The 12,747-nt window shown below is 43.2% G+C and carries 12 protein-coding genes; 8 read left to right on the forward strand and 4 right to left on the reverse strand.

Features of this window, described 5'->3' with window-relative positions; all coding sequences use genetic code 11:
• Nucleotides 1–143 precede the first annotated feature (143 nt).
• Nucleotides 144–617: a phasin family protein gene (locus tag ACTL4S_RS04620; protein WP_004646766.1), complete on the reverse strand. Its 474-nt coding sequence runs from the start codon at nucleotides 615–617 to the stop codon at nucleotides 144–146.
• Nucleotides 618–820: 203 nt separating this feature from the next.
• Between ACTL4S_RS04620 and ACTL4S_RS04625 the strand changes: the two genes are divergently transcribed.
• From ACTL4S_RS04625 to fdx, 8 genes are all read left to right on the forward strand, one after another.
• Nucleotides 821–1,471 carry a hypothetical protein gene (locus ACTL4S_RS04625; protein ID WP_005107155.1) on the forward strand — a complete coding sequence of 217 codons (651 nt, stop codon included), beginning with the start codon at nucleotides 821–823 and terminating at the stop codon, nucleotides 1,469–1,471.
• A 112-nt stretch (nucleotides 1,472–1,583) separates the two neighbouring features.
• Nucleotides 1,584–2,057, forward strand: a complete 474-nt coding sequence (locus ACTL4S_RS04630; RefSeq protein WP_004279811.1) for an Rrf2 family transcriptional regulator — start codon at nucleotides 1,584–1,586, stop codon at nucleotides 2,055–2,057.
• A 1-nt stretch (nucleotide 2,058) separates the two neighbouring features.
• The gene (locus tag ACTL4S_RS04635) at nucleotides 2,059–3,276 is read left to right on the forward strand and encodes an IscS subfamily cysteine desulfurase (protein WP_004279813.1); all 1,218 of its coding nucleotides are present in this window, start codon (nucleotides 2,059–2,061) and stop codon (nucleotides 3,274–3,276) included.
• A gap of 104 nt (nucleotides 3,277–3,380) precedes the next feature.
• Nucleotides 3,381–3,767, forward strand: coding sequence for a Fe-S cluster assembly scaffold IscU (iscU, locus tag ACTL4S_RS04640; protein ID WP_004279815.1), 387 nt, complete (start codon nucleotides 3,381–3,383; stop codon nucleotides 3,765–3,767).
• A 34-nt stretch (nucleotides 3,768–3,801) separates the two neighbouring features.
• On the forward strand, nucleotides 3,802–4,122 hold the full coding sequence (iscA, locus tag ACTL4S_RS04645; RefSeq protein WP_004279817.1) for an iron-sulfur cluster assembly protein IscA: 321 nt from the start codon (nucleotides 3,802–3,804) through the stop codon (nucleotides 4,120–4,122).
• A 103-nt stretch (nucleotides 4,123–4,225) separates the two neighbouring features.
• Nucleotides 4,226–4,741, forward strand: coding sequence for a Fe-S protein assembly co-chaperone HscB (gene hscB, locus ACTL4S_RS04650; protein ID WP_004279818.1), 516 nt, complete (start codon nucleotides 4,226–4,228; stop codon nucleotides 4,739–4,741).
• A gap of 41 nt (nucleotides 4,742–4,782) precedes the next feature.
• The gene (hscA, locus tag ACTL4S_RS04655) at nucleotides 4,783–6,642 is read left to right on the forward strand and encodes a Fe-S protein assembly chaperone HscA (RefSeq protein WP_441298854.1); all 1,860 of its coding nucleotides are present in this window, start codon (nucleotides 4,783–4,785) and stop codon (nucleotides 6,640–6,642) included.
• Nucleotides 6,643–6,657: 15 nt separating this feature from the next.
• Nucleotides 6,658–6,996, forward strand: coding sequence for an ISC system 2Fe-2S type ferredoxin (gene fdx / locus ACTL4S_RS04660; RefSeq protein WP_004279821.1), 339 nt, complete (start codon nucleotides 6,658–6,660; stop codon nucleotides 6,994–6,996).
• Nucleotides 6,997–7,111: 115 nt separating this feature from the next.
• Here fdx and ACTL4S_RS04665 read toward each other — a convergent pair whose 3' ends face one another.
• The 3 genes from ACTL4S_RS04665 to mfd all read right to left on the reverse strand — a co-directional run bounded on the left by ACTL4S_RS04665 (nucleotide 7,112) and on the right by mfd (nucleotide 12,734).
• Nucleotides 7,112–8,557 (reverse strand): adenylate/guanylate cyclase domain-containing protein, encoded by a 1,446-nt coding sequence (locus ACTL4S_RS04665; protein WP_180038714.1) that lies wholly within the window; start codon nucleotides 8,555–8,557, stop codon nucleotides 7,112–7,114.
• 55 nt (nucleotides 8,558–8,612) lie between these two features.
• The gene (locus ACTL4S_RS04670; protein ID WP_004646760.1) at nucleotides 8,613–9,047 is read right to left on the reverse strand and encodes an HIT domain-containing protein; all 435 of its coding nucleotides are present in this window, start codon (nucleotides 9,045–9,047) and stop codon (nucleotides 8,613–8,615) included.
• 228 nt (nucleotides 9,048–9,275) lie between these two features.
• Nucleotides 9,276–12,734 carry a transcription-repair coupling factor gene (gene mfd, locus ACTL4S_RS04675; protein ID WP_441298855.1) on the reverse strand — a complete coding sequence of 1,153 codons (3,459 nt, stop codon included), beginning with the start codon at nucleotides 12,732–12,734 and terminating at the stop codon, nucleotides 9,276–9,278.
• Nucleotides 12,735–12,747 lie beyond the last annotated feature (13 nt).

Here is a 12,747-nt window from a genome sequence, read left to right on the forward strand (position 1 = left end):
TATCGTTTATTTAAGGTTCAAGAATTGGTTTAACATGCCATAACGCCTTTATAGCAATGCTTTAGGTATAAACGCAATACTTAAGAACCTCTTTTTTTTCAAAAAATATGCGAAAAAAACATTGAATAATAAATAAAGTCATTTTATTTAAGTTTTTTCGGCAATTCTTCTTTCATTTTTTCTTGTTCCGCAGTCAACTGATCAACCTTGGCATGCAACTGGAGAATTAAACGTTCCAAATACTGTACATCCTTCAGTGTGACTAATCCTATACGATTCAATGAGTGATGAACAGAGTTGTCGATTAATTTTTCCACTTTGTCTTTGGTGTCTGTGACCGACTCTTTGGCTTTTTCTGAAACCTTCTCTACAGTTTGATCGGCAATATCTGCAGTTTTAGATTCAAGTTCTTCCCCGACCTTGACCAGCGAGTCAAACAGTTTATTGCCTTCCTCTTCTGCACGTGAAAATGCCCCAAGTCCAGCCAACCAGATCTGTTTGGTGTATTTACGAAAATCAAGAACCGATTTGCGCTCCGAGGCAGATTTAGACTTGGGTTTCAGCATTTTCTCATTCGAAGCTTCAGCTGAGTCTTGTGCTGTTTTTGACTTGTCCATGTGCACGGCTCCTGTTTGTTTTCTGCGCAATTATTATAAATTATTCTACAAAACCACTGCATAATAGCAAATTTAGTACTTGATAGATTTGATAAACTGTTCTACAAAGCAATTTATTTCAAGTCTAATTTGATTTAACCCTGAAATCTCTTCACAAGCAGGAAGCTTTTTCACTTTATATTTCAGGTAAGGATTGGTTGTATATGAGCGAATCGCAACAAAGTCAAAATCAACCGCATTTGTTGCTTACGATGACGTTAATTGTTTTAGAGACAATATTTACTTTCATTCTCAAGCATGATCGTGTCGTTGCATTACAGGCCAAAAAGTTTGTAGATGAAAACATCTCGATTAAAATCAATAGCTATATTCCGTATTTCGACTTTTATGTGCAATTCACCCCCAATGGACTATTGTTTGACCATAAAGCACCGGGCCGCATTGTCGACCTGGATGTACGCACTACACTTCCCGATCTGATTAAAATTTTCATTTTTGGTAATCGTCGTAGCATTCGTAGCATGCGTATTGATGGTCATCAGGTTTTAAAAGATGAATTTCGTGATCTGTTAACCGTATTCAGTTTGCCTAAAGTATTAGCCGACTGGAAACACTGGCTGTCTGATGCGCCGACGGATGAAGCGGAAATTATTGCTTCTAAAAAGCGTATTGCACCGCTTTTAAAGAAAATTGAAGAACAGCGCTCCAAGATCAATACCCTGCAAGTGGAAGTCAAACAGTATAAAAACCGCCTGAAACGGATCGAACGCCGTCAAAAGCGTATTAATATCATTTTTGGCCTGAGCAGCGTACTTTTGATTACGTTATTAGTGTATAATTGGCTGAGCATGTAAATCTTTCATTCTCCAAAAATTAAATCCCACTAAGGTCTACTAAAAATAACTTGACTAATTTAGTCGGGATTCATAAAATCTACACATCTAGTCTAACCATGTGTATCGAATCATGCGCCTAACCACTCGCGGTCGCTACGCTGTGACTGCTCTACTTGATCTAGCTTTGCAGCCTTCTGAAAAAACGATAACGCTCGCTGAAATTGCAGCACGTCAAACTATTTCTGTTGCTTATCTTGAGCAGTTATTTGCGAAGCTCAAGCGTCATGGTTTAGTTTCTAGTGTTCGTGGCGCAAATGGTGGTTACCATTTAGCACGTAATGCAGATGAAATTACTGTGTTAGCAATTATTGAAGCTGTAAACGAAACAGTTGATGCGACTCGCTGTGACCATAAAGGCAACTGCCAGAATGGTGCGATGTGCTTGACTCATGATTTATGGCAGGAACTCTCCCATCACATCGCCGATTATTTAGAAAAAATCTCGCTTGCTGATCTGGTTGCACGTGACAACGTCCAGACTGTGTCATTACGCCAAAAATCAGCACCTTTAGATTCAGCCCTTTTATCGGTTACAGGTATTTGACATGAAACGTCCGATTTATCTTGATTATGCAGCTACAACTCCTGTAGATCCTCAGGTTGCTGAACGTATGATGGAATGCTTAACATTCGATGGTACCTTTGGTAATGCGGCATCTCGTTCACACGCGTATGGTTGGCAAGCAGAAGAAAAAGTTGAATATGCACGTGAACAAGTTGCGAATTTAATTAAAGCTGATCCACGTGAAATCGTATGGACTTCAGGTGCAACCGAGTCAGACAACCTTGCGCTTAAAGGTGTGGCTCATTTCTATGCATCTAAAGGTAAACATATCGTTACCTCTAAAATCGAACATAAGGCAGTTTTAGATACCTGTCGTGAACTTGAGTCAGAAGGTTTTGAAATTACCTATATTGAGCCGCAACCTCAAACCGGTTTAATTACTCCAGAAATGGTACAAGCAGCGATTCGTCCAGACACGATTCTTGTTTCCCTGATGATGGTAAACAATGAAATCGGCACTGTGACTGATGTTGCAGCGATTGGCGAAATCACTCGCGCCAACAAGATTTTCTTCCACGTGGATGCGGCTCAGGCAGCAGGTAAAGTTGAAATTGATCTTTCAACTTTAAAAGTAGACTTGATGAGCTTCTCTGCGCACAAAATCTATGGCCCTAAAGGTATTGGCGCACTGTTTGTACGTCGTAGCCCACGTGTACGCCTTAAAGCTGAAATGCACGGTGGCGGCCATGAACGAGGTATGCGTTCAGGTACCCTTGCGACTCACCAGATTGTAGGTATGGGTGAAGCCTTTGAACTTGCAGGCAAAAACCTGGAAGCTGAACAGACTCGTTTACGTGTACTTCGCGACAAGCTATGGAATGGTTTACAAGGTCTTGAACAAGTGTTCCTGAACGGCCATCCAACACAAAACGTTGCGAACTACTTAAACATTAGCTTCAACTTCGTTGAAGGCGAATCATTGATGATGGCATTGAAAGACGCTGCGGTATCTTCAGGTTCGGCATGTACATCTGCAACACTTGAACCATCTTATGTACTTCGTGCATTGGGTCTTTCAGACGAACTTGCACACAGTTCGATCCGCTTCAGCTTTGGTAAATACACTACTGAAGAAGATATCGATCACGTATTGACTATCACTAAAGCTGCTGTTGAGAAGTTACGTGAACTTTCTCCGCTTTGGGATATGTATAAGGAAGGTATTGACCTTTCTAAAGTTGAGTGGGCTGAGCACTAATTTTCATTCTGAGATAGTGACAAATCCGTTGCTATCTCATTGAGAAAAGTTTTTTTACCCCCATATTTAATACTAAGGCTGACCCCGAGGTTTGGAGAAGCAACATGGCTTATAGCGAAAAAGTAATTGATCATTACGAAAACCCTCGTAATGTTGGCGTTTTAGACAAAAATGCTGAAAACGTTGGTACTGGTATGGTTGGTGCGCCAGCATGTGGTGACGTGATGCGTTTACAGATTCAGGTAAACGATGAAGGCGTGATTGAAGAAGCACGTTTCAAAACTTATGGTTGTGGTTCTGCCATTGCATCAAGTTCACTTGTGACCGAATGGCTCAAAGGTAAAACTTTGGATCAAGCTCAAGCGATCAAGAACATTGATATTGCAACTGAACTTGCACTTCCACCAGTAAAAGTACACTGCTCTGTTCTTGCTGAAGATGCAATCAAAGCAGCTGTAGAAGACTACCGTAGCAAGAAAGTTAAAGCTTAATTGTTCCACGTTTTGAAATTTTAACGGAGTTTTCATGATCCATTTAACTGAAAATGCTGCAACTCATATCAGCAATTATTTAAAAAATCGCGGTAAGGGTGAAGGCATTCGCGTTGGTGTGAAAACTTCAGGCTGTTCTGGTCTGGCCTATGTGCTCGAGTTCGTCGATGAAGTCGATACACATGACCAAGCCTTTGAGCAGTTTGGGGTTAAAGTATTCGTTGACCCGAAAAGCCTGGTTTATCTTGAAGGTATGGAGATGGACTATGTTAAAAACGGCTTGAACGAAGGCTTCGAATTTAACAACCCCAACAAAAAAGGCGAATGCGGTTGTGGTGAATCCTTCACTGTATAAACCCGGCAGTTATTCTCTTTTGACATTAAAACAGTGTGTTTCACACTGTTTTAATTGCATTTATACAGTTATTTTTGCTCATTAATCGCGGATCCCATCTCCCATGAATCATTTTGAGTTGTTCAACCTTCCTGTAGCACTCGATATTGATTTGGCGGCTTTAAAGACTGAATTTTTAAAGTTGCAGCAACAATATCACCCAGATAAAGCTGAAGACAAAGATCAAGCTCTGATTAAATCAAGTGATATCAATCAGGCATTTAAAGCCTTGTCAGCGGTCGATAGCCGTGCAGCGTATTTACTGACTCTCAAGAAACAGGATTATCACTTAGATCAGTCGATCAGTGATTTTGAATTCTTGCAGGACGCTCTGGAAATTCGTGAACAACTTGACGATGCAACTTCTGCTGAAGATTTAACTTCACTGAAAGTCGAAGTCCAGCAATGGATTGAGGGCTTGGTTCGCGAGTTCAAAATTGATTATGCGGATGAAGACTGGGCCGAAGCACGCGATACAGTGCGCAAACTACGCTTCTTCGTTAAAGTCATGGCCGATATCGACAAAGCGGAAGACCGCTTCCTGGACGATGACAGCTTTGATCTTGATGATGATTTCTAATTTTTAGTATTTAATATTTAACGTGCAAAGGATGTAACACTATGGCTCTCTTGCAAATTGCAGAACCAGGTCAATCAAGTGCACCACATGAACACCGCATTGCGATTGGTATCGATTTAGGCACCACCCACTCTTTGGTTGCCACGGTTCTTTCAGGTAAAGCCAAAGTACTTAATGACGAACAAGGTCGTGTGCTACTTCCTTCTATCGTGCATTATGCAGAACAACAGACTCAATACGGCAATGAAGCTGCGCCTTTCATTACTTCTGACCCTAAAAACACCATCGTTTCTGTAAAACGTTTTATGGGTCGTTCGAAAGGTGACATCAAATTCCAGCACCCTTATGCGTTGGTTGGTGAAGCGAATGAAATGCCGGCTTTTGAAACCGCGCAAGGCCGTAAGACTCCGGTTGAGATTTCTGCAGAAATTTTAAAGCAGTTGAAAGACCGCGCTGAAGCCAGTCTGCAAAACCCGGTCAATGGTGCAGTGATTACTGTTCCGGCATACTTTGATGAAGCCCAACGTCAGGCAACCCGTGATGCTGCCCAGCTTGCCGGCTTGAATGTTTTACGTTTGTTGAATGAGCCAACTGCTGCTGCTGTGGCTTATGGTCTTGATCAGGAAAGTAATCTGAGTACAGATCGCAACTATGTGATTTATGACTTGGGTGGCGGTACCTTTGACGTTTCGATTCTGCGTTTTAGTCAAGGTGTGTTTGAAGTTCTGGCAACCGGTGGCCACACTGCCCTCGGTGGTGATGACCTGGATCGTTTGATCCTGAAATGGGCCAAGAAACAACTGAATATTGACACTTTGAATGATGCCGAATATGCACATTTTGTCGTTGCGGCACGTAAAGCCAAAGAAGCTTTGTCTGATGCAGATTCAGTTCAACTCAAATTGCTTGATCAAGTATTGACGCTTGACCGCCCGACATTTGAAGAGATCATCAAAGTTGCTTTGGATAAAACCATCAGCGTATGTAAGCGTGTGATGCGTGATGCCAAGCTTGAACTGGATGATATTCAGAATGTCGTTTTGGTCGGTGGCTCAACCCGTTCTTATGCGGTACAAAAAGCCGTGCGTGAAGTATTCAATCAAGAACCGCTATGCACCATTAACCCGGATGAAGTGGTTGCGATTGGCGCATCAATTACTGCGAACCAATTAATTGGCAACTCGACTGATGGTTCCTTGTTATTGGACGTGACCCCATTGTCTCTTGGTCTTGAAACCATGGGCGGACTGGTTGAACGATTAATTTCGCGCAATACTGCGATTCCAGTCGCTCGTCGTCAGGAATTTACCACTTATCAAGATGGCCAGACTGCCATGTTAATTCATGTGGTTCAAGGTGAACGTGATCTGGTTGAACATTGTCGTAGTCTGGGCCGATTTGTGCTGCATGGCATTCCACCAATGACTGCCGGACAAGCACGTATTGAAGTGACTTTCCAGGTGGATGCTGATGGCTTGCTGACTGTATCTGCCAAAGAAACCACCTCTGGCGTGACTGCTCAAATCGATATCAAGCCATCTTATGGTTTATCGGGTGAAGATACTGAACGCCTGTTGCTAGAGGGTTATAAGTTCGCTGAAGAAGATAAAAATCTTCGTCATTTGAATGAAACCAAAGTTGAAGCACAGCGTGAACTGGAAGCACTGGTTCAGGCACTCAAAGCAGATGCTAGTCTTTTGACTGAGGAACAGCTTGCAGCATTGCAAACTGCACAGGGACAACTTGAAACTCAGCTTCAGGGTTCAGATATCAAAGCAATTGAATCTGCAGTTGAACAGCTTAAAATACATAGTGATGCTTTTGCAGCAGCACGTATGAATCAACATATTGATGCTGCTCTCAAGGGTACTAAACTCGACGACTGGTCAAACTCAAACTAATTTAAGGTAACGACTATGCCACGTATTAAAGTTCTTCCACATGCGCAGATTTGCCCCGAAGGTGCTGAGTTTGAAGTCGAACAAAATGCCAATCTTTGCGAAAGCCTGCTGAAAAATGGCATTAAAATCGAACATGCCTGCGATATGTCAGCAGCGTGTACCACCTGCCATGTAGTGGTACGCAAAGGTTTTGACAGTCTGGAAGAAATGGATGATGTTGAAGCTGACTTACTCGATCGTGCTTGGGGTCTAGAACCTGATTCACGTCTTTCTTGTCAGGTTAAACTGGACGATGAGGATCTGGAAATTGAAATTCCGAAATACACCATTAACCATGCTTCAGAAAATCACTAAGATTTTCGTTGCAGGCTAAAATAAAAAACCACGCTCAGGCGTGGTTTTTGCTATTTGAATATAAGCAGTTTTAATCAAATGTTTTTTATTTGGCTTGAGTTAATTTAGATAAGTTCTAAATATGTTCAATCACTTCATCTTCAAGCTTCAGTTTGACAATACCTTGCGAATTGGTCATTTTCTGCTGAGTTTCAATACGTTTAATCATTTTTTCCAGTACATGAATCAGCTCGGGATATTCAAAGTTTTGCACTTCATCCAGATTCAGTAATAAATGAAAGCCCTTATATTCATAATCAAACCAGCGCTGATACTCAACTTTCTGAGACGCGTATTTTTCCATGACCTGCCAAGTTCTTACAGGTGCTTTAATGCCTTTCAGGAAAATCGGCTTTTTCGGTGCGCAAAGATAATCATCTTTGATCAAATTATGAGTATCTTCCGAAATCAGGATTTCATCAACTTCCGCTGCACTTTGCAAACGCGCTGCCAGGTTGGCATCACGCCCTACAATGGTATAGGCCATACGATGCGTTGCCCCATAATTCCCTACGTGGCAATAACCGGTCGAAATCCCCATACGGATATGCAGTGGCGGATAACCCATTTTAATCCAGCGTTCCCGCAGCAATTTCATTTGCTGACGCATCGCCAATGCCATTTCCATGCAGTTCTTGGCATCCTGTTCCACACCTTCAGAGTTCGGATCACCAAAGAAAATCAGGATCGCATCACCCATGAATTTATCGACAGTCGCTTCATAATTTTTGGCGATTTCAGTCATGTGCCGCAGATAGTCATTCAGCAGGAAAGCTAAATCGTCTGGAATCAGGGTTTCAGATAGCTCGGTAAAACCTTGAATATCAGAGAAAAAGATCGTCAACTTTTTACGTTTATATTCAATTTTGGCTTCAGATTCACCTTTCATAATGGATTGCCACAACTGCACGGGCGCATAGCGACTCAGCTGATTGGCAAATTCCATATAACGGTTCATCTGTTCGAAATAATGGTCTTTTTTCTGGGTCATGTATTGCACACGACCACTTTGATAAAAACTTCCGACACCAAAATAGGTAATCAGACAGATAAAGCCTAAAACGGTCAACTCACTGCTGGTCGGTTCGAAATAATTATTAAACCCAAAGACCAGAATATTAGCCAGATAAAAAAGCGTAATCCCGATCAGGCTGGCTAGAGATGCCATCATAAATGAAATTTTATTGCTGATCGCGGTATAGAGCACTGCGACCAGACCCAGCAAGGACAAGACCAAGTCCAGATGCACGGCCGCCAAAACCACCGAAATGACAATGACATCAATCAGGAAAAGAATATTACGCCGGATGTGATAATCATGACGATAGATCAGCCAGCGAGATAGTTTCGGTGTAATTAGCAAAACCAGAAACAAAAAAAATGGAACAAAAAGCTGATACTGGGTATCTGGTTCAGTGTAATGAAAGACGACCAGAACCACAGACAGCATGATGTATCCCATCATGCGATGGAAATACTCAAACTGATGGGGTTCTTTTTGAATCCAGTCGTCTAATTGCACTCACTCACTCCCTGAAGTCCGCAACTGTTCATGGTTCTCGGAATGCCTTGGCTGATTAGTCCATGCGCCAGTCAAATGGCATGTCGCCCTGACCACGTAAAGCCAGCATTAAGGTTTGACGCATATGTGCCAATACTTCACTGCTATAAGGAACAGCAGGTGTACCCCAAACAGGCTTCGGCCATGCAACGTCGTTCTGATAACGAACTACATGATGAAAATGCAATTGCGGCACCATATTACCCAGCGCTGCTACATTCATTTTATCTGCACGGAAAACACGTGCCAGCTGGCTTGATAACCAGCTTGACTCTCTTAAAAACTGCTCTTGGTCAGCTTGACTCAATTCATATAATTCAGAGACACCCGGCACACGTGGAATCAGAATGAGCCAGGGAAATTGCATATCATTCATCAAACGACATGTTGACAAAGGAAAGTCGCCTACAAAAAACGTATCTTGAGCAAGTTGTGGATGCAAACTAAACATATCTTTATAAATGATGCAAAATTAGAATGATGGCTAATACTAACATATCCAACTGAAGCTGAATATTGAAAGCAATGTGTTTAAAGACAAATTCTCATGATTTGTTGCGAAGCACATCACAACAATTACTGTAAACAATTCATTAAAAAATCAAGCCTGTTGTTCCTGCAAACTTCATTGGAAAATGAAACCCAAACTGAATTTTCAGGCTGATTTAATCGAATAAAATCAGTGCAATTCTTTAAGCAGACTGTCCAGTAAATCCTGTATAAACTGAATCCGCTTTTGATAGTCTTCCAGCATGACCATGACTTTTAGACGTTGACCGCCATCCATCCGGAAATAGGTCGGATGTTTCTGCATCATCTGGATAATCGTCATGGCTTGAACCGGAGTATCCGGTGCAAATTCAATATGCCCACCCTGACTGCTGATATCAATTTTAGTAATACCAAGCTGCTCGGCTTTCAATCGAATCTGATGTACAGCAAAGAGCTGTTTGACCGGTTGCGGCGGTATACCAAAACGATCAATCAATTCCATCCGGATATTATCCAGCTTTTCCTGGGTATCGGTATTACTGATGCGTTTATAGAACAACAGACGTTGATGCACATCACCCAGATATTCATCCGGAATCAGTGCTGGCATATGCAGGGTAATTTCGGCAGTCAATGACAATGGTGCGTCGAAGTTTGGCGTTTTACCTTTTTGAATGGCTTTGGTGGCTTTTTCCAGCATTTCCATATACAGGCTATAACCAATCGCCTGCATCGAACCACTCTGCTGTTCACCGAGTAATTCACCTGCGCCGCGAATTTCCAGATCTTCAGTTGCCAGCATAAAACCGGCACCCAAAGTTGAAGCACGCTGAATGGCATCCAGACGTTTTTCTGCATCACCTTTTAAGGCCTTTAATGACGGTACCATCAAATATGCATAAGCCTGATGATGTGAGCGCCCTACACGTCCGCGTAGCTGATGTAATTGCGCCAGGCCCAGTTTGTCGGCACGTTCAATCAGAATGGTGTTGGCATTCGGAACATCAATCCCGGTTTCAATAATGGTCGAACATACCAGAACATTATATTCCTTGTGATAAAACTGCTGCATCACCTGCTCCAGTTCACGTTCACGCATCTGTCCGTGGGCCACAATCACCTGCGCTTCCGGCACCAGTTTACGGATATGCTCGGCGGCACGATCGATTGTATCAACTTCATTATGCAGAAAATAAACCTGACCACCGCGCAGCAATTCACGCAGAATCGCTTCTTTAATGGTGTCATCGGTATGTTCCTGCACAAAGGTTTTCACCGCAAGACGGCGTGCCGGCGGTGTGGCGATAATCGACAGATCACGCATGCCACTAAAGGCCATATTCAGCGTACGTGGAATTGGAGTCGCAGTCAGTGTCAGCATATCAACATCGGCACGCATGGCCTTGATTCGCTCCTTGTCGCGCACACCGAAACGATGCTCTTCATCGACAATCATCAGACCGAGATTCTTAAACTGGACATTTTCCTGCAAAATCTTATGTGTACCAATCACAATATCGACTTTACCTTCAATGAGGTCGTCAATGGTCTTAGTATGTGCTTTGGAAGAACCGAAACGTGACAGCACTTCAATCCGGACCGGCCAGTCGGCAAAGCGGTCTTTGAATGAATCATAATGCTGCTGTGCCAGCAAGGTGGTTGGTACCAGAATCGCCACCTGCCGATTATTCTGCACTGCAACAAATGCGGCACGCATCGCGACTTCTGTCTTGCCGAAACCCACATCACCACACACCAGTCGATCCATCGGCTTGGCCTGCTGCATGTCATGCAGTGTGGCTTCAATCGCATTGGCCTGATCCAGTGTTTCTTCATAGGCAAAGCCACTAGAAAATTGCATATACAGGCTTTGATCGACTTCAAAACTGATTCCAGGTTTGGAAGAACGCCGTGCCTGAATATGCAGCAATTCGGCCGCGACATCGTGAATCTGTTCCAGTGCTTTACGTTTGGCTTTATTCCAAGCATCTGTACCGAGCTTATGTAACGGTGCCAGATCCGGATCACCACCACTATACCGGCTGATTAAATGCAGATTGGTCACCGGCACATACACTTTGGCGGCATCCGCATAATCCAGCTGCAAAAATTCGTGATCCTGATCATCAATACTTAGGGTGACCAGACCGGCATAACGTCCGACCCCATAATCGATATGTGCCACAGGCGCGCCCATGGTCAGCTCAGTTAGACTTCGGATCAGAAACTCTTCGGAAACTTCCTGTTGACGTTTGCGACGGCGCTGTACCACGCGATGTTCATACAGCTGATTTTCAGAAATTACGCTGACACGATCGGTCAATACCAGACCACGCTCTAAAGGCGCATTGGTAATGGCAATTGCATACAGAGATTTAATAAAACTATCAAAATTTTCAACTGTTGGAATATCACCCAGACTTGGCCTTAAGGCGTCTTTAAGACTTTCCCGGCGTCCAGCACTTTCAGCCACCAGCAGTACCGGATGATTGGCTTGATCAATATATTTTTTGACTTCATGAAACGGTTTTTCACGTTTCGGGTCTACGGGCAGACGCGGTGGCAACTGGGTATCAAGATTCAAAACTCCAGCTTTTTGCTCAAAAGGTGTTTGTGCGGCAATGATGCGTGCAAACTGATTCAGCTGCTCCAGCACTTGATTGGTCTGAAAAAACAGGCTTTCAGGCGGCATGATCGGTTGGTCGACATTGTGGCGACGATCTTCATAACGGCGCACGACATCTTGCCAAAACTGACTCAAACTTTCGTCCAGAGCCTTATCTGTAATGACAATGCCATTCTTAGGTAAGTATGAAATGAGCGAACTTTGACCTTGCATGGCTTCAGCGCTGAAAAACAAGGGCAAATAAAACTCGATTCCCGGTGAGACTATGCCATCCATCACATCCTGATAGATCGGGTTTTTCTTTGGATTCGCGGTCGGGAAAAATTCGGCATAGCGGTCACGGAAAGTGGCACGACCTTCCTTGAGCGGAAATTCCTGTGCCGGCAATACGGTAAACTGCTGCAAACTTTCTGTGGTGCGCTGAGTTTCAGAATCAAAAAATTTCAGGCTTTCAATTTCATCATCAAACAGGTCAATCCGAATTGGTGCTTCCTGTCCCGATGCGTAGATATCCATGATACTGCCGCGCACTGCGAATTCACCCGGATCATAAACGGTATCGACCAGATGATAACCTGCCTGAATCAGCTTTTTCTTTTGTTCTTCCAGATCAAATTTCTGACCGACATGAATATCAAAATGCTCACCCAGAATCCATGAGGTCGGTGCTACACGCTGTGCCAAAGTTGAAGCGGACAGCAACAGTACGCCAGTTTTGGGCATATTGGATAAGATTGCCAGACGTTCCGAGACAATATCCTGATGTGGGGAGAGACGGTCATAAGGCAAGATTTCCCAATCTGGAAAAATCGTGGGTTTAATCCCATAAAATTCCAGTTCACTTTCCAGTTGACCCAAATGCTGATTATTACGTGCAATTACGATAAATAAACGCGATTGCTGCTGCACGATTTCTTTAAGCAATAATGCAGTTGAGGAACCTTGCAGATTGCCTAACCAGCGTTTCTCGCCTGCTTTGAGCTGTGGTAAATTGAGTTGGGAAATTTCTTGCTGGAACATGGATATAGCTTTA

Source organism: Acinetobacter lwoffii, from assembly GCF_052078135.1.
In the GTDB taxonomy this organism is placed as follows: Bacteria; Pseudomonadota; Gammaproteobacteria; order Pseudomonadales; family Moraxellaceae; genus Acinetobacter; species Acinetobacter lwoffii_Z.